The sequence below is a fragment of the Acinetobacter sp. A2 genome (assembly GCF_048537555.1).
Classification (GTDB): Bacteria; Pseudomonadota; Gammaproteobacteria; order Pseudomonadales; family Moraxellaceae; genus Acinetobacter.
Map to the genome: position 1 here is coordinate 1,500,597 of NZ_CP183239.1, position 18,669 is coordinate 1,519,265.

An 18,669-nucleotide genomic window follows, 5' to 3' on the forward strand; every position below is an offset into this window, starting at 1 on the left:
ATTTACAGGCTCTTTTTGTATTAACGCTTTAAAAAGCCAGATACTAAATTCATCACCTGTTGAATATCATCATTGGCTTCTTGTTTACTGGTTTGCTCACCCTGTGGTGTCAATGAATCAATAATTTGTGGTAAGACTGTAGAAATCGCACTATAAATATCTTGCTTCGGCGCTTGAGTTTGCTGTGCAACCTGTTCAACATCGGCATCATCAAATAAGCTTTGGACTTGATCAGGCTGAACTTGCGCATTTTCACCCGGGCCTGTAGACACCCAATCATCTACTTGACTGGTTAAGCCTTGCCCTTTTAACTTATCCAAAGCGCCTTGCAAACCACCTTGCTTTTGAATCCATACCAACACCAAAGGCAGTACTGCGACCAGCAAACTTTGTGTGCCTGAAGCGCCTGATGTTGAACGCTGTTGCTGTCCGCCTAACTGGCCAAGTACCGAACCAAGAATTCCACCCAAGCCACCTTGAGAAGATTGCTGGTTATTTCCACTTAACTGCCCCAATACCGAACCTAAAATACCACCCAAACCACCTTGCGATTGATTAGATTGTTGATTCGCACCTAATGCTTGCTTTGCCAATATTTCAACAATATTGCTTAAATTGGTCATTTTATTTTCCTCATTATGCCCTAATGACAGCATACGAAGTTTTAAGCTAAATGCTTGCTAGAAATTGTTAAATTTTGCAATAAATTTTCTTTTTATGACTCAAGTATCACTTTAAGGTGAACTACTTAAGTGTTTACCAACGGAATTTATCCCAATTTTCAGGATTCGCCCAAAACTTTGAGTTAAACCAATCAGGCACATGTTTATACGTCAAAATATTAAACTGCCATAAGGTCAAATGATGTTCTTCAAATTTATGGTCAATTAGTTGGGTAAAACCAAGCGCACGAAGCAATTGCTCATCTTCACGTGAAGCGATAACTATAATTCGTTTAGCCAGTAAATCACGTAATTTCACCAATATCTGAGATTTTTGCAGAGTCAATTTTTCCTGTGTACTGTCAGAGAAAAAATCTGTGCTGTCTAAAAAAACAATACCTAAATCAAAACGCTGGGTAAAAGGCAGATTTAAAAAGTCCAATGCGCTAAAATACTGACATGCAATAGTGGGAAAATTATCCACTGTTATATTTTGAGGATTCGGGCTAGTTTCACTATTTTGCCCCACACATAATGCGGTAGAAATTGGCTGTTGTTGAGATAAATCTGCAATCAACGCTTGAATCAAACGCATATCAGCCATTACTGCATTCCTTCATTTTTTGAGAGAGTATTCTTATGGAACTACAAGGCATTTGCCATAAAATGCACGCAGGTCTTAAGGACCATAGTGTAACTGATGAACAGGTACACAAGGCAAATGTTGAATATAAATTTATTCTAGACCGTTCAGAAATTGATCTGCCTTTTCAGCTTGGTCAAGAAATTGAACTGGAATGGACAGGCAATATTTACTGTGTTTCTTGTGGTGTCAAAACCCCAAAATCATATTCTCAGGGTCATTGTTTTAAATGCTTTAAAACTAAGGCTTCTTGCGATATGTGCATTATGAAACCTGAAACCTGTCATTATCATTTAGGGACTTGTCGTGAAGATAGTTTTGCACATGAGGTCTGCTTTCAACCACATATTGTCTATTTAGCCAACTCCAGCGCTTTAAAAGTGGGAATTACCCGTCTAGGACAAATGCCAACACGCTGGCTTGATCAAGGTGCAACCCAAGCCTTGCCAATTATGAAAGTTGGTTCACGCCGTTTATCTGGGCAACTCGAAATCATGTTTGGTTCACAAGTGGCAGATAAAACGGACTGGCGTAAACTGCTTAAAGGTGAAGCAGAACCTTTAAACTTAATTGAAGTGCGTGAACAGCTCATTGAAGAGTTTGCACCTAGAATTCAAACTATTCGTGATGAATTTAGTCAAAACTTAGAGTTCAATGAAACCGTTGAATTGTTAGAGCAAGAGCCACCACGTGAGTTTGTTTACCCTGTAGAGCAATATCCTGAAAAGATCAAATCGCATAATTTGGATAAAACTCCAATTATTCGCGGTAAATTGCAAGGTATTAAAGGACAATATCTCATATTAGATACAGGCGTGATTAACATTCGCAAATACACAGGTTATGAATTAAAAATCCGCGCTGAATGAGTCACAAATATTCTTAGTCAACGCTTTTTACAAGCACAAAAAAAACCAGCAAATTTGCTGGTTTTTTTCTTTGATGATAAATATGACTATTTGATTTTCGCTTGAGACTTCAAATATTGAGTGTAGTCATCCAACTCTTGCTGAGCACGAAGTTGTTGATATAATTGCGCCAATTCTTTGAGCTGTTCAGGCGTTAAAGCATTCGAAGTTGTGTCATTTACATTCGATACAGCAACCACAACCAATTCATTCGGTAAAGATGCTGTGGTTACTGACCACATGCCTTGTTTAGGTGCAAGCACACTAAATGCAGCACGTTCAATTTCACGCTTTAACAAGCCATCTGCACGAGTAAATGTACCTGCATTTTCAAAACGGATTTGGTTTTTAGCTAAAACCGTTGCAGCTGGCTGAGTTTTAAATGCATCTAAAGCAGCTTGAATATCTTTTTTAGCCGCATCAAATGCTTTTTTCTCAATCAGTTGTGTTTTCACACGCGGGGTTGCTTCCTCTAAAGTTTGCACACCTGCTGCATGGTAATTACGCACTTTCACCCATACCACATCGCCGTTGGCTAAAGTGATATTGCTTGAGGCATTACGGTCACCATTTTTAACATCATCATTAAACAGCTTCACTTTCACGCTTGGCTGACTTAACACAGGATGTTGTGTCGCTAAAGTAACCGCATTAGCAGATTGAACTTTGACTGTTTTAACTTCTTCAGCCACGACATCTAAAGCGTCACTGCTTACCACCAATTCATTTAAGCTGTTGATGGTATCTGTATAAGCATTTTCAGTTTTTGCTTTTTGCAACTCAGCTGTTAAACGTGCTTTCTCAGCTTCAAACGTAGGCACCTGAACCGCAGCGCCTTCAGTTTGAATTAAATGATAGCCATATTGCGTTTTGATCGGCTGAGATACTTCACCCGATTTCAGGCTATTCACAGCTTTATCAAAAGCTTCACCAAAGACACCTGCTTCATATCCTGCAACCGTACCACCTTTGGCCTTAGATTCAGGGTCATCTGAATACTTTTGTGCAGCAGAGGCAAAGCTTGTACCCTTTTGAATTTCAGTAGCTACTTGTGCTGCCAGTTTTTGAGCTGCAGCGTCATCACGTGCATCTGTGGTGATTAAAATGTGTTTAACCGTCGGCGTTGCTGCACTTTTTTGTGTGTCAACAAACTTTTGATACGCTTGCTGTAATTCAGCATCTGTTACAGTCGTGTTTGCAGGGGCAATATTTGCAGGCGTAACAACAACATAATCGACATCTACACTTGCCACTTGTTTAAAGGTGCTTGAATGCTGCTCATAATAAGCAGCAATTTCTTGTGTAGTCACGCTGATATTTTTCTTGTAGTCGTCCAACTTAATGCTAGATAAATGCAAAGTACGCTGTTGGGTCTGTAGATTTGCAATTTGCTGAATATCAGACGGACTCACCAACGCATAATCTGTAAAGCTCGCACTTAGCATTTTTAAAGCATGATCCTGACGCAAGTTTGCAACCAAAGCTTGATTCGTCATCCCCACAGATTGCAAATAGTTGGCATACAATGTTTCAGAAAACTTACCATCTTGTTGGAAGTTTGGCTGTTGCGCAATCATTTGCTCGATTTGAGCATCACTCAAAGAAATGCCCAGTTTTTCAGCCTGTTGCAATAACAAAGTACGTGCAACCAAAGTATCTTGTGCTTTATTTTGAATGTAATTTTGATTTAACAGCGTTTCATCACCGTTAGTATAAGCCAAGTATTGTTCTTTCAGAGAGTTAGTCAGATTGTCTAATTCTCGTTTTGAAATTTGCTGACCATTCACGGTTTGTGCAGTGTCTTCAGACTGACCACCACTAAAATATCCTTCAATACCTACAAGTGCTAAAGGGGTCAAGAATAAAACGAGCAAAACTTTGCCCAACCAACCCTTAATAACTTTACGAAAAGATTCCATAAGTATTCCAATATTTTATTTGCGGAAGATTTTAACTGAAAACCCTCAGCGAATGAATGCGTTGACGCCTTTTATTGACATTATTAATAAAAAACGCGCCAATTGGCGCGCTTTCTTGGCATTTTAAAAGATTATGCTACTGAATCTTTCAAACCTTTACCTGCTTTAAAGCTTGGTACTTTGCTTGCTTTAATTTCTAGGGTTGCACCTGTTTGTGGGTTGCGACCTGTACGTGCAGCACGCTCTTTCACGCTAAATGTACCAAAACCCACTAAAGTTACAGTATCACCAGCTTTAAGCGCTTCAGTAATTGAAGCAATTGTTGCGTCTAAGGCTTTACCTGCATCAGTCTTAGACAATCCCCCTTTCTCTGCAATTGCATCGATTAATTCTGATTTATTCATGAAGATTACGTCCTCTTAATATCGTTTATTTAAGGTCCAGAGATTTAATTTAAATTACCGTAACGCCTTTATAGCAATGCTTTGAGGGTAAAAGCAATACTCCCTGTACGCTTTTATGCAAAATAAATGGTAAAAAACGATGGAGCATAAGATACTATTGACAATTAGTCTAAAACCCGCCTCTCATCCACATCTGCATGTTTCTAAATCTAGGCTAGACACGTTTACTTTTTGCAACATCTTCTTTTAATTGTTTATTTTCTTCAATCAAGGCATCAACTTTGGCATGTAATTGTAATACTAAATGCTCTAAATGTTGAAGATCTTTTGCTGTTACTAAGCCAATTCTATTTAAAGAATGATTTACGCTATGGTCAATCAGACGCTCGACCTTGTCTTTGGTGTCTATCACCGATTCCTTGGCTTTTTCTGAAACCTTTTCAACAGTTTGGTCAGCAATTTCAGTGGTTTTAGATTCCAGCTCTTCCCCCACCTTGACCAGAGAGTCAAACAATTTATTGCCTTCCTCTTCAGCGCGTGAAAAAGCACCTAAACCTGCTAACCAAATTTGCTTGGTATATTTACGAAAATCGAGTGAAGATTTACGACCTGCACGTATTTTATCTTTATTTTTCAATGTATTTTCAGATTCAGAAGTATGTTCTTCTGGCGTTTGTGTTGCATTTTCCATGGACACATCTCCCGCTTATTTTATGCGCAAATGAATATAATAAACCTACAAAATACGCCAATAATAGCAAATTAAATACTTGATCGTTTTGCTAAACTGTTCTACAAAGCAAGATTATTGCATGTGTTTTCCGATATTTCTGATCAAAAAACACAAATTAAGGAATTCAACTTTTAAATTAAGGGACTTGGTTTTATGAGTGACTCGCAACAAAGACAAAGTAATCCGCATTTGTTGCTCACCATGGTTATGATTGTGCTTGAAACCATTTTTAGCTTTATTTTAAAGCACGATCGCGTTGTCGCATTGCAAGCTAAAAAATTTGTAGATCAAAAAATTACTATAAAAATTAATAGCTACATTCCTTATTTTGACATATATGTGCAATTTAGCCCACATGGCATTTTGTTTGACAGTAAAGCGCCTGATCAAGCTATTGATTTAGATGTACGCACCACTTTAATGGATTTATTTAAAATCTTCATTTTAGGCAACCGTCGTAGCATCAAACACATGCGTATAGATGGCGACATCACTCTAAAAGATGAATTTCGTGATCTGATTTTGCATTTTAGTGCGCCTAAAGTTTTGGCCGACTGGAAACAGTGGTTAAAAGAAGCACCTCAAGGGCAAGAAGTGGTTAGCTCTAAAAAACGTATTGCCCCACTTTTAGACAAAATTGATGAGCAGCGCTCTAAAATTAACACCTTACAAGTTGAGCTGAAACAACATAAAAACCGTATTCGTCGTATTGAGCGACGTCAAAAACGTATCAATATCGCCTTTAGCATAATAACAGTACTATTAATTACGTTATTAGTGTATAATTTATGGCTGAATTAAGAACACTAAAACATCAATAAAAACAGCCCTAAACCTCCGCTACAAGATAACAATAAAATACTTGACTAATTTAGTCGGGATTCATAGAATACACACATCTAGTCTAATCATGTGTATCGAATCATGCGCTTAACAACTCGCGGTCGCTACGCAGTGACTGCTCTACTTGATTTAGCTTTGCAGCCAACTGAACAAACGATCACGCTTGCTGAAATTGCAGCCCGTCAAACTATTTCTGTTGCTTATCTTGAGCAGTTATTCGCAAAACTTAAGCGCCACGGCTTAGTGTCTAGTGTTCGCGGTGCTAACGGTGGTTACCATTTAGCACGTAGTGCAAATGAAATCACTGTGCTAGAAATTATTGAAGCCGTAAATGAAACAGTTGATGCCACTCGCTGCGACCATAAGGGGAACTGCCAAAATGGTGCAATGTGCTTAACTCATGACTTATGGCAAGAACTCTCCCATCATATCGCCGACTATCTCGCTAAAATCTCACTTGCTGACTTAGTAGCCCGTGACAACGTACAAACCGTTGCCATCCGCCAAAATACAGCTCCGTTTGATTCAGCCCTTTTATCGGTTACAGGTATTTGACATGAAACGTCCTATTTATCTTGACTACGCAGCAACCACTCCTGTAGATCCGCAAGTTGCAGAACGCATGATGGAGTGCCTGACTTTTGATGGGACTTTCGGTAATGCCGCTTCTCGCTCACACGCTTATGGCTGGCAAGCAGAAGAAAAAGTTGAATATGCACGTGAACAAGTTGCGAACTTGATCAAAGCAGATCCACGTGAAATCGTGTGGACTTCAGGTGCAACCGAATCTGACAACCTTGCGCTTAAAGGCGTAGCACAATTCTACGCTTCTAAAGGCAAACACATCATTACCTCTAAAATTGAGCATAAAGCCATTTTAGATACTTGTCGTGAGCTTGAATCTGAAGGTTTTGAAATCACCTACTTAGAGCCACAACCACAAACAGGTTTAATTACGCCTGAAATGGTTGAAGCGGCAATTCGTCCAGATACGATTTTAGTATCTTTGATGATGGTGAATAACGAAATTGGTACCATTACCGATGTCGCTGCAATTGGCGAAATCACGCGTGCTAAGAAAATTTTCTTCCACGTTGATGCTGCACAGGCCGCTGGTAAAGTTGAAATTGACTTATCTACTTTAAAAGTAGATTTGATGAGCTTCTCTGCACACAAAATCTATGGTCCTAAAGGTATTGGAGCACTTTTCGTTCGCCGCAGCCCACGTGTTCGCTTAAAAGCGCAAATGCATGGTGGTGGTCACGAACGTGGTATGCGCTCAGGCACACTTGCGACACACCAAATTGTAGGTATGGGTGAAGCGTTTGAGCTTGCAGGTAAAAACTTAGCTTCTGAACAAGCACGTTTACGTGTATTGCGTGACAAGCTTTGGAATGGCTTAAACTCAATGGAACAAGTGTTCCTGAACGGCCACCCGACTCAGAACGTAGCAAACTACTTAAATATCAGCTTCAACTTTGTTGAAGGTGAATCTTTAATGATGTCACTGAAAGATGCTGCGGTATCTTCGGGTTCTGCATGTACATCTGCAACTTTAGAGCCATCTTATGTATTACGTGCTTTAGGTCTTTCAGACGAACTCGCACATAGCTCAATCCGCTTTAGCTTTGGTAAATACACCACTGAAGAAGATATTGATCATGTACTTGAAGTCACCAAAGCTGCTGTTGAAAAGTTACGTGAACTTTCACCACTTTGGGATATGTACAAAGAAGGCATTGACCTTTCTAAAGTGGAATGGACTGAGCACTAATTCATCCCTGAATCTAATGGCTTTGTTAGGAAGCCATTAGATTGATAAAGGTAATTTTACCCCCATATTCATATTAAGGCTGACCCCGAGGTTTGGAGAAGCGACATGGCTTATAGCGATAAAGTAATTGATCATTACGAAAACCCTCGTAATGTTGGCGTTTTAGACAAAAATGCTGAAAACGTTGGTACAGGTATGGTGGGCGCACCAGCATGTGGTGATGTAATGCGTCTGCAAATTCAAGTTAACGATGAAGGCGTGATTGAAGAAGCACGTTTCAAAACTTATGGTTGCGGTTCTGCAATTGCATCAAGTTCGTTGGTAACTGAGTGGCTCAAAGGTAAAACTTTAGATGAAGCTCAAGCCATCAAAAACATTGATATTGCCAATGAATTAGCCCTTCCACCAGTAAAAGTACACTGCTCTGTGTTGGCGGAAGATGCAATCAAAGCCGCTGTTGAAGACTATCGCAGCAAAAAAACTAAAGCTTAATTTGCTGGTTTTTGTGAAAAGATAAACGGAGTTTTCATGATCAATTTAACTGAAAATGCTGCAACTCATATCAGCAATTATTTAAAAAATCGCGGTAAGGGTGAAGGTATTCGCGTTGGCGTGAAAACTTCAGGCTGTTCTGGTTTGGCTTATGTGCTCGAATTTGTAGATGAAATAGATGCACATGACCAAATGTTCGAACAGTTTGGCGTTAAAGTTTTCGTAGATCCTAAAAGTCTGGTGTATCTAGATGGTATGGAAATGGACTACGTTAAAAACGGCTTAAACGAAGGTTTTGAGTTCAACAACCCCAATAAAAAAGGCGAATGTGGCTGTGGTGAATCTTTCACTGTATAACCAGCACCTCCCTCTTTTATGACTTAAAACAGTGTACAATGCACTGTTTTAATTGCATTTATGCAGTCATTTTTGCACACTAATTGCGGATTCCATCTCCCATGAATCATTTTGAGTTGTTCAATCTTCCCGTCGCACTCGATATTGATTTCGCTACTTTAAAAGCTGAATTTTTAAAGCTGCAGCAACAATATCACCCAGACAAAGCTGAAGACAAAGATCAAGCCCTGATTAAATCTAGTGAAATTAATCAAGCCTTTAAACAACTCTCTGCAATTGACAGTCGTGCAGCTTATCTGCTGTCACTGAAAAAACAGGATTATCACTTAGATCAATCTATTCATGATTTTGAATTTTTACAGGATGCTCTAGAAATTCGAGAGCAACTGGATGATGCAAGTGCTGCCGAAGACCTGCAGTCCCTCAAAGTTGAAGTTCAGCAATGGATTGATGGTTTGGTACGTGAGTTTAAAATTGACTATGCCGAAGAAGATTGGGCTGAAGCACGAGACACAGTCCGCAAGTTACGTTTTTTCATTAAAGTCATGGCAGATATAGACAAAGCTGAAGATCGTTTCTTAGATGACGATAGCTTTGATTTAGATGATGATTTTTAATTTAGTGTATTTAAATATTTAACGGGCAAAGGATTTTACATAATGGCGCTCTTGCAAATTGCAGAACCAGGTCAATCAAGTGCACCGCATGAACATCGTATCGCGATTGGTATTGACTTAGGCACCACCCACTCATTGGTTGCCACCATACTTTCTGGTAAAGCCAAAGTGCTACAGGATGAACAAGGTCGTGTACTACTGCCTTCAATTGTCCATTATGCAGAACAAAGCAGCCAATATGGTAACGATGCTGCGCCGTTTATTACTACAGATCCTAAAAACACCATTGTTTCTGTTAAGCGCTTTATGGGGCGCTCTAAAGCAGACATCAAGTTTCAACACCCCTACACTTTGGTGGGTGAAGACACTCAAATGCCTGCTTTTGAAACAGCACAAGGTCGTAAAACGCCTGTTGAAATTTCCGCAGAACTGCTTAAACAGCTCAAAGACCGTGCTGAAGCAAGCTTGCAGAATCCAATCAATGGTGCAGTAATTACTGTTCCTGCTTATTTTGATGAAGCACAACGTCAAGCTACCCGTGATGCGGCAGAACTCGCAGGCTTAAAAGTTTTACGCTTATTAAACGAACCTACTGCTGCTGCAGTTGCATACGGTTTAGACCAGGAAACTAATTTAGAACAAGACCGCAACTATGTTATTTATGACTTAGGTGGTGGTACTTTTGACGTTTCTATTTTGCGTTTTTCACAAGGCGTCTTTGAAGTTTTAGCCACTGGCGGTCATACTGCTTTAGGTGGTGATGACTTAGATCGCTTAATTGTAAAATGGGCAAAAAAACAGCTTCAGCTTGAACACTTAGACGACGCAGAGCATGCACATTTTATTGTGTCTGCCCGCAAAGCCAAAGAAGCGCTTAGCCAAGCAGAAAGTGTTGAATTAAAACTTTTAGAGCATACCCTACACTTAGACCGTGCAACTTTTGAAAGCATTATTCAGGTTGCATTGGATAAAACCATTAGTGTATGCAAACGTGTTATGCGTGATGCCAAACTTGACTTAGATGACATTCAAAATGTAGTTTTGGTTGGCGGTTCAACACGCTCTTACGCTGTACAAAAAGCAGTCCAAGAAGTCTTTAATCAAGAACCGTTATGCACCATTAACCCAGATGAAGTTGTTGCAATTGGCGCATCTATTACGGCCAATCAGTTAATTGGCAACAGTAAAGATGGTTCTTTATTATTAGATGTTACCCCACTGTCTTTAGGTTTAGAAACCATGGGCGGTTTGGTCGAGCGTCTTATTTCACGTAATACCGCCATTCCAGTAGCACGTCGTCAAGAATTTACGACCTATCAAGATGGTCAAACAGCAATGTTGATTCATGTTGTACAAGGCGAACGTGATTTGGTGGAACATTGCCGCAGCTTAGGCCGTTTTGTCTTGCATGGTATTCCACCAATGACCGCTGGTCAGGCACGTATCGAAGTTACTTTTCAAGTCGATGCCGACGGCTTACTCAGTGTGTCTGCCAAAGAAACGACCTCTGGCGTCAGCGCAAATATTGATATCAAACCTTCTTATGGCTTATCTGAAGCAGATACCGAGCGTTTGCTGCTTGATGGCTTTAAATATGCCGAAGAAGACAAACAATTGCGTCATTTACACGAAACTAAAGTTGAAGCACAACGTGAACTTGAAGCCTTACAACAAGCTTTAAAAGTTGATGCACAATTACTTAGCTCCACACAGCTTGAAGCATTAAATGCAGCAAAAGCACAATTGGATGCTGAATTGGCAGGACAAGATATTAAAGCCATTGAACATGCCGTTGAACAGCTTAAAATACACAGTGATGCCTTTGCTGCACTTCGTATGAATCAACACATTGATGCAGCACTCAAAGGTACCAAACTTGACGACTGGTCAAACTCAAACTAATTTAAGGTAAAGATTATGCCACGTATTAAAGTACTTCCACATGCGCAATTCTGCCCAGAAGGTGCTGAGTTTGAAGTCGAACAAAATGCAAATTTATGCGAAAGCCTTTTAAAAAATGGTATTAAAATTGAACATGCCTGCGATATGTCTTGTGCATGTACTACCTGCCACGTTGTTGTACGTAAAGGTTTTGACAGCCTTGAAGAAATGGATGATGTTGAAGCTGACTTGCTAGACCGTGCTTGGGGCTTAGAGCCTGATTCACGTCTGTCTTGCCAAGTTAAAGTTGTGGATGAAGATTTAGAAGTTGAGATTCCAAAATACACGATTAACCATGCTTCTGAAAACCACTAAATCTTTTTGTTATAAAGAACTTAAAAGGCTGCCTCGGCAGTCTTTTTTATTTTACGAATAACAAAATGATAACTTGAGTATTCTGCCAATATGCTATTCTCCGAACAAATTTTATACCCAAACTTAAAGGCTGTTGCCTAATTAGATTTAAACAAAATTTTGGAGAGAATAATGAAAAAAGCGCATTTAGCTATAAGCACAGTGTTAAGTTTATGCTTATGTACAGCCTGTAGTAAAAGCGAAAAACCAGACCAGATTGAAACCAACACAACACAAACAGAACAAAAATCTGAAACAGCCCAACAAGCTCAAAGTTTTGATATTAATCAATTACCAAATGCCAATATAAGCCCAGACCAGTTTCCTTATATTTCTCTTCCTGAAGGGTATGCTGAAAATGGCCCATCCTTACAGGATTACGAACAATTTTATTTTGCAATTCAACAAAACTATCACGCGCTTGAAGGAAAACTCTATAAAGTTCCATTATCTAAAACTTCAAACAATATTTCAGAACACGTTTTAATTAAAAGTTTTGAACAAAATATGCAAACCATAGGTGCGCAAAAATTAAATGATACTGAAATTCCTTTTCAACAAACAGAAAAAATTGCTTACACTGACTCTAATATAGAACTGAATATTGGCCAAAAAACATATACATACGGGTTTAAAAACAATGCAGGACAAGCTGTAATTGCCCAGCTTAGCCTAAACTCACCTAAAATTGTGGTTATGGAACTCAAACCATTTGAAGCAAAAATGCAAAAAGTGCAACTGAACATGCAACCACAATCGGATGAATTAGCTCAATCTATTGCTGAAACAGGCAAAGCAATTGTGCATATTAATTTTGCTGTAGATAGCGCCAAAATTGAAGCATCTAGCCAAACAGCTATTCATGAAATAGTGAAACTACTGCAACAGGATCCACAATTAAAATTATCTATTGATGGGCATACAGATAATACAGGTCTAGCGCAGCACAATTTAAAACTTTCTGAATCAAGAGCTGAAGCTGTTAAAAATGCGCTCATACAAGCAGATATTCAGGCAGATCGTTTACAGCCACGAGGTCTCGGTGCGTCACAACCCATTGCTGACAACACAACGGATGAAGGCAAAGCCTTGAATAGACGTGTAGAATTAGTGAAAATTCAATAGCTTTCGGAGTTAGTTACTCACAGGCAATAACAATATTTTAACTAAGTGCTAATTTCATTCAACTCAGACTGGATGGAATTGGCCTATGTTAAACGCTTGTTTAATAATTTCCTGATGCAGAACTGCTGTTTTATTTTAGTGCTAATGATATTGTTCTGGTTGGCTCGGTTCTGGTGTGGTTTCAATCACTTCATCTTCAAGATTCAGTTTCACGATGCCTTGAGAGTTGGTCAGATGTTGCTGGGTTTGAATACGCTTGATCATTTTTTCCAGTACCGTAATCAGTTCAGGATACTCAAAGTTTTGCACTTCATCTAAGTTCAGCAATAAATGAAAACCTTTGTATTCGTAGTCAAACCAACGCTGATAATCAGACTTACTGGCGGCATATTTTTCCATCACCTGCCATGTTCTGACTGGCCCCTGAATTCCTTTTAAAAAGATCGGCGCTTTAGGCGCACACAAATAATCATCTTTAATTAATTTATAAGTGTCATCTGATAATAAAATTTCATCCACCTCTGCTGCACTTTGCAAACGTGCAGCTAAGTTGGCATCACGCCCTACAATGGTATAGGCCATACGATGTGCTGCGCCATAATTCCCTACGTGGCAATAACCCGTACTAATGCCCATACGAATATGCAACGGTGGATACCCCATTTTAACCCAGCGCTCGCGCAATAATTTCATTTGCTGACGCATGGCAATTGCCATTTCCACACAAGTTTTTGCGTCTTGTTCTACGCCTTGAGTATTCGGGTCTCCAAAGAAAATTAAAATCGCATCACCCATGAACTTATCTACCGTCGCTTCATATTGCTTGGCAATTTCAGTCATGTGACTCAAATAATCATTGAGTAAAAATGCTAAATCGTCTGGAATTAAGGTTTCAGAAAGCTCTGTGAAACCCTGAATATCTGAAAAGAAAATCGTCATTTTCTTACGTTTATATTCAATTTTTGCTTCAGATTCCCCTTTCATAATAGATTGCCAAAGCTGCAATGGTGCATAACGGCTTAACTGATTGGCAAACTCCATATAACGGTTCATTTGGCTATAATAATGGTCTTTTTTTGCCATCGTGAAACGAATTCGCTGCGCTTGATATGCACTGCCCATACCAAAATAAAAAATCATGCACAGGAAAGATAAAATGGTCAGTTCGGTACTACTTTGTTCAAAGTACTCATGAAAACCAAAAATAAAAATATTACAAAGATAGAAAACGCTAACGGCAAGTAAAGACGCTAAGGCCACTAAAAAAAACGAAACTTTAATATAAATTGCGGTGTATAACAGCGCAAATAACGCCACAAAAGTCAGAACCAAGTTTAAATGCACTGCAGAAAGACAGGCTGCTACGACAATAATATCAATAATAAATAATAAGTTACGCTTAGCTTGATGATTTCGTTTGTATTGAATCCAGCGTGAGAGTTTAGGAATAATTAATAAAAGAAAAATAAGAAAAATAGGAAGATAGATTTGGTAGTTGGTATCGGCATAGGTGTAGTGGTATACCACCATAATCAGGGATAAACTCGCATACCCGACTAAACGATGCAGGAATTCGAATTGTTTGGGATCTTTTTCCATCCAATTATACATGAACGCCGCAACCTACTCCGATTTAGGATTAAAATGCCACGCTTCCTGCGTGGCACCCGTGTTTAGAATTAATCAATTCTCCAGTCAAAAGGCATATCCCCTTGACCACGTAGCGCAAGCATTAAAGTTTGACGCATGTGCGCTAACACTTCATTGCTATAAGGAACTGCTGGTGTACCCCAAACAGGTTTTGGCCATGCCACGTCATTTTGATAACGCACAACATGATGAAAATGTAATTGTGGAACCATATTACCCAATGCAGCAACATTCATTTTATCGGCACGGAATACACGTGATAACTGGCTAGATAACCAGCTCGATTCACGTAAAAATTGTTCTTGGTCTGCCTGACTTAATTCATATAGTTCTGTAACCCCTGGCACACGTGGAATTAGAATTAACCAAGGGAATTGCATATCATTCATTAAACGACATGTTGACAGAGGAAAGTCGCCTACAAAAAAAGTATCTTGAGCAAGTTGTGGATGCAAACTAAACATATCTTTATAAATGACGCAAATTGTAATGATGGGTAATACTATCACATCCCTATTGAACTGAGTATGATTCCCATCGTGTTTCAGTACAAATAAAACATAATTTAATCACAATATTATCATGAAAAATTTTCATCATAGAATCATAAGCTTCTAGATAAAGTTTTCATAAACTTGTGTTTAAACTTCGTGTTTCAATTGCAGGTTTTAAACTCAGTTGTGCAAGGTTTTTAACAAGCTGTTCAGCATGTCAGCGATAAACTGAATCCGCTTTTCAGGCTCTTCCAACATCACCATGACTTTTAAACGCTGCCCGCCATCCATACGGAAATAAGTCGGATGTTTTTGCATCATTTGAATGATGCTGATGGCTTGCACTGGCGTGTCTGGTGAAAATTCGATATGACCACCATTACTGCCAATATCTATTTTGGTAATACCCAACTGTTCTGCTTTTAAACGTAGTTGATGCACTGCAAACAATTGCTTCACTGCTTGTGGTGGAATACCAAAACGGTCTATTAACTCCATACGAATATGATCGAGTTTGTCTTGGGTATCGGTATTACTAATACGCTTATAGAACAATAAGCGTTGATGTACGTCACCCAAATAATCATCAGGAATTAACGCAGGCATGTGTAGGTTAATTTCAGCAGTCAATGACAACGGTGCATCAAAGTTCGGAGTCTTACCTTTTTGAATGGCTTTGGTGGCTTTTTCCAACATTTCCATATACAAGCTATAGCCAATGGCTTGCATTGAACCACTTTGTTGCTCACCTAAGAGCTCACCTGCACCACGAATTTCTAAATCTTCTGTCGCAAGCATAAAACCTGCGCCCAAGGTTGATGCACGTTGAATTGCATCTAGGCGTTTTTCAGCATCGCCTTTTAAGCCCTTGATAGACGGCACAAGTAAATAAGCATAGGCTTGGTGATGTGAGCGCCCAACACGTCCACGTAACTGATGCAGCTGTGCCAATCCAAGTTTGTCGGCACGTTCAATTAAAATGGTGTTGGCATTTGGAACATCAATCCCTGTTTCAATAATGGTTGAGCACACCAAAACATTGTATTCTTTATGATAAAACTGCTGCATGACCTGTTCTAGTTCACGCTCTCGCATCTGTCCATGCGCCACAGCCACCCGTGCTTCGGGCACTAACTCACGAATCGTTTGTGCACTACGCTCTATAGTTTCTACTTCATTGTGCAGGAAGTACACCTGACCACCGCGTAATAACTCACGTAAAATAGCTTCTTTTACGGTATCGCCCGTATGTTCCTGCACAAAGGTTTTGACTGCTAAACGGCGAGCTGGTGGCGTTGCAATAATCGACAAATCACGCATACCACTAAATGCCATATTTAAGGTACGCGGAATAGGTGTCGCAGTAAGCGTCAGCATATCTACATCAGCACGCAGCGCTTTAATCCGTTCTTTATCACGCACACCAAAACGGTGTTCTTCATCGACAATCATTAAGCCTAATTGCTTGAACTGAATATTTTCTTGCAGAATTTTATGCGTGCCAATCACAATATCGACTTTGCCTTCGGCTAAATCTTCAATGGTTTTTTGATGTGATTTGCTCGAACCAAACCGTGATAAGACTTCTATACGTACTGGCCAATCGGCAAAACGATCTTTAAATGATTCATAGTGCTGTTGTGCCAACAAAGTCGTTGGAACCAGTACAGCCACTTGTTTATTGTTCTGTACTGCTACAAATGCAGCACGCATCGCCACTTCAGTTTTACCAAAACCGACATCACCACACACCAAACGATCCATAGGTTTCGCCAATTGCATGTCGTGCAAGGTCGCTTCAATGGCATTGGCTTGATCTAGGGTTTCTTCATAGGCAAAGCCGCTAGCAAATTGCATATACAAGCTATGATCTAACTCAAAAGCAAAGCCAGGTTTAGATTGGCGACGTGCCTGAATATGCAGCAATTCAGCCGCCACATCATGAATTTGCTCCAAAGCTTTGCGCTTGGCTTTATTCCACGCATCTGTACCCAACTTATGCAAAGGTGCAAGGTCTGGATCACCACCACTATAGCGGCTAATTAGGTGTAAATTGGTCACAGGCACATACACTTTAGCTGCATCTGCATAATCGAGCTGCAAAAATTCATGCTCTTGTTCATCGATGCTTAAAGTGATTAAACCTGCATAGCGCCCCACACCATAATCAATATGTACCACAGGTGCACCAATGCTTAATTCGGTCAAACTGCGAATTAAAAACTCTTCAGAAACTTCCTGCTGGCGTTTACGACGGCGTTGTACTACCCGATGCTCATAAAGCTGATTTTCTGAAATAACACTGAGTTTATCTTGAATGACTAAACCACGATCTAATGGTGCATTGGTGATTGCAATGGCTTGTAATGACTGCTGAAAGGCCTCAAAACTGTCGACTTGTGGAATTTCACCCAAAGCGGCTCGTAACGCATCTTTTAAAGTTTCTCGACGGCCTGCACTTTCTGCTACCAATAAGACAGGATGATTAGCAGCATCAATATATTGCTTCACTGCATGAAAGGGTTTTTCTTGTTTTGGATCTACTGCTAAACGTGGTGGTGTTAAGGTATTAAGATTCACTACACCTACTTTTTGCTCAAAAGCTTCGGGAGATGCAATCACTCGTCCAAACTGATTCAGCTGTTCTAATAATTGGTTCGGTTGTAGAAATAATTGTTCAGGTGGCAAAATTGGCTGGTCGATGTTATGACGTCGGTCTTCATAACGATACAATACATCTTTCCAAAATTGAGTCAGTCCTTCATCCACAGCCTTATCTGTAATGACAATGCAATGCTTAGGTAAGTACGAAAGCAGTGTATTTTGACCTTCAAGCTGTTCATTAGTGAAAAATAGCGGGAAATAAAACTCTAAACCTGGTGATGCGATACCTTCCAACACATCCTGATACACTGGGTTCTTTTTTGGGTTGGCTGTTGGAAAACTCTCTGCATATCGGTCACGGAAAACTGCACGACCTTCTTTTAACGGAAACTCTTTCGCGGGTAAAACTGTAAAGTTTTTCAGACTTTGCGTGGTACGCTGCGTTTCTGGATCAAAAAACTTTAAGGTTTCAACTTCATCATCAAATAAGTCAATACGAATGGGGGCTTCCTGTCCCGAAGCATAAATATCCATAATACTGCCACGTACGGCAAACTCGCCGTGATCATAGACTGTATCAACCAAATGATAGCCTGCTTGTACCAAACGCTGTTTTTGTTGTTCTAAAGCAAATTTTTGCCCAACACGGATATCAAAATGCTCACCGAGTACCCACGTAGTTGGTGCAACACGCTGCGCCAAAGTCGTTGCAGATACCAGTAACACACCTTGCTGTGGCATATTGGACAAAATTGCCAAACGCTCTGAGACAATGTCTTGATGAGGTGATAGACGGTCATACGGTAAAATTTCCCAATCTGGGAAAATGGTCGGTTTAACCCCATAAAACTCTAATTCACTTTCCAACTGCGCCAAGTGTTGTTGATTCCGCGCCACAATGACAAATAAATGCCGACTCTGCTGACCAATTTCTTTAAACAATAATGCCGCAGCAGAACCTTGTAGATTGCCAATCCAGCGTTTTTCACCCGCTTTAAGTTGCGCTAAGTTGAGTTGAGAAATTTCTTGTTGGAACATGTATATAGCTTTAGGGTCTAAACAACATGGGGCTTATACTAGCACGATGAATTGACGGATTTGCGTAATTTTTATTAATCCTAAAGCTGTATATTTCTCATACTGGCATGC

The 18,669-nt window shown here is 39.8% G+C and carries 18 protein-coding genes; 10 read left to right on the plus strand and 8 right to left on the minus strand.

The annotated features are described in order from the left end of the window. Positions 1-20: 20 nt before the first annotated feature. A complete protein-coding gene (locus ACNS8M_RS07065) occupies positions 21-623 on the minus strand; it encodes a YidB family protein (protein ID WP_419224653.1) in 603 nt (200 codons plus the stop codon). A 133-nt stretch (positions 624-756) separates the two neighbouring features. Further along, on the minus strand, positions 757-1,266 hold the full coding sequence (locus tag ACNS8M_RS07070; protein WP_419224654.1) for a DUF6231 family protein: 510 nt from the start codon (positions 1,264-1,266) through the stop codon (positions 757-759). A gap of 35 nt (positions 1,267-1,301) precedes the next feature. Between ACNS8M_RS07070 and ACNS8M_RS07075 the strand changes: the two genes are divergently transcribed. Continuing rightward, complete coding sequence (locus ACNS8M_RS07075) at positions 1,302-2,174, plus strand: DUF2797 domain-containing protein (RefSeq protein ID WP_419224655.1); 873 nt, start codon at positions 1,302-1,304, stop codon at positions 2,172-2,174. An 86-nt stretch (positions 2,175-2,260) separates the two neighbouring features. Here ACNS8M_RS07075 and ACNS8M_RS07080 read toward each other — a convergent pair whose 3' ends face one another. From ACNS8M_RS07080 to ACNS8M_RS07090, 3 genes are all read right to left on the minus strand, one after another. Next, the gene (locus ACNS8M_RS07080; RefSeq protein WP_168525496.1) at positions 2,261-4,132 is read right to left on the minus strand and encodes a SurA N-terminal domain-containing protein; all 1,872 of its coding nucleotides are present in this window, start codon (positions 4,130-4,132) and stop codon (positions 2,261-2,263) included. A 131-nt stretch (positions 4,133-4,263) separates the two neighbouring features. Then, complete coding sequence (locus ACNS8M_RS07085) at positions 4,264-4,536, minus strand: HU family DNA-binding protein (RefSeq protein WP_168419049.1); 273 nt, start codon at positions 4,534-4,536, stop codon at positions 4,264-4,266. A 214-nt stretch (positions 4,537-4,750) separates the two neighbouring features. After that, on the minus strand, positions 4,751-5,227 hold the full coding sequence (locus ACNS8M_RS07090; RefSeq protein ID WP_168419048.1) for a phasin family protein: 477 nt from the start codon (positions 5,225-5,227) through the stop codon (positions 4,751-4,753). Positions 5,228-5,422: 195 nt separating this feature from the next. Here ACNS8M_RS07090 and ACNS8M_RS07095 point away from each other — a divergent pair, with 195 nt between their 5' ends. From ACNS8M_RS07095 to ACNS8M_RS07135, 9 genes are all read left to right on the plus strand, one after another. After that, complete coding sequence (locus ACNS8M_RS07095) at positions 5,423-6,070, plus strand: hypothetical protein (protein ID WP_168419047.1); 648 nt, start codon at positions 5,423-5,425, stop codon at positions 6,068-6,070. Positions 6,071-6,193: 123 nt separating this feature from the next. Continuing rightward, positions 6,194-6,667, plus strand: a complete 474-nt coding sequence (locus ACNS8M_RS07100; RefSeq protein ID WP_004976645.1) for an Rrf2 family transcriptional regulator — start codon at positions 6,194-6,196, stop codon at positions 6,665-6,667. Between the two features lies 1 nt (position 6,668). Further along, positions 6,669-7,886, plus strand: coding sequence for an IscS subfamily cysteine desulfurase (locus ACNS8M_RS07105; RefSeq protein WP_168542054.1), 1,218 nt, complete (start codon positions 6,669-6,671; stop codon positions 7,884-7,886). Between the two features lie 105 nt (positions 7,887-7,991). Next, positions 7,992-8,378, plus strand: coding sequence for a Fe-S cluster assembly scaffold IscU (iscU, locus tag ACNS8M_RS07110; RefSeq protein WP_168419045.1), 387 nt, complete (start codon positions 7,992-7,994; stop codon positions 8,376-8,378). 36 nt (positions 8,379-8,414) lie between these two features. Next, positions 8,415-8,735, plus strand: coding sequence for an iron-sulfur cluster assembly protein IscA (gene iscA / locus ACNS8M_RS07115; RefSeq protein ID WP_419224656.1), 321 nt, complete (start codon positions 8,415-8,417; stop codon positions 8,733-8,735). Between the two features lie 101 nt (positions 8,736-8,836). Further along, complete coding sequence (hscB, locus tag ACNS8M_RS07120; protein ID WP_168419043.1) at positions 8,837-9,352, plus strand: Fe-S protein assembly co-chaperone HscB; 516 nt, start codon at positions 8,837-8,839, stop codon at positions 9,350-9,352. A 42-nt stretch (positions 9,353-9,394) separates the two neighbouring features. Then, positions 9,395-11,254, plus strand: coding sequence for a Fe-S protein assembly chaperone HscA (hscA, locus tag ACNS8M_RS07125; protein WP_419224657.1), 1,860 nt, complete (start codon positions 9,395-9,397; stop codon positions 11,252-11,254). 15 nt (positions 11,255-11,269) lie between these two features. After that, a complete protein-coding gene (gene fdx, locus ACNS8M_RS07130) occupies positions 11,270-11,608 on the plus strand; it encodes an ISC system 2Fe-2S type ferredoxin (RefSeq protein WP_168419041.1) in 339 nt (112 codons plus the stop codon). A 171-nt stretch (positions 11,609-11,779) separates the two neighbouring features. Then, entirely contained in the window at positions 11,780-12,772 is a 993-nt protein-coding gene (locus ACNS8M_RS07135; protein WP_419224658.1) for an OmpA family protein, read from the plus strand. Between the two features lie 141 nt (positions 12,773-12,913). Here the strand turns inward: ACNS8M_RS07135 and ACNS8M_RS07140 are convergent, their stop codons facing one another. The 3 genes from ACNS8M_RS07140 to mfd form a co-directional block, all read right to left on the minus strand. Continuing rightward, positions 12,914-14,383, minus strand: coding sequence for an adenylate/guanylate cyclase domain-containing protein (locus tag ACNS8M_RS07140; protein ID WP_419224659.1), 1,470 nt, complete (start codon positions 14,381-14,383; stop codon positions 12,914-12,916). A gap of 68 nt (positions 14,384-14,451) precedes the next feature. Further along, positions 14,452-14,886: an HIT domain-containing protein gene (locus tag ACNS8M_RS07145; protein ID WP_419224660.1), complete on the minus strand. Its 435-nt coding sequence runs from the start codon at positions 14,884-14,886 to the stop codon at positions 14,452-14,454. Between the two features lie 210 nt (positions 14,887-15,096). Then, positions 15,097-18,558, minus strand: a complete 3,462-nt coding sequence (gene mfd / locus ACNS8M_RS07150; protein ID WP_168542065.1) for a transcription-repair coupling factor — start codon at positions 18,556-18,558, stop codon at positions 15,097-15,099. Positions 18,559-18,669 lie beyond the last annotated feature (111 nt).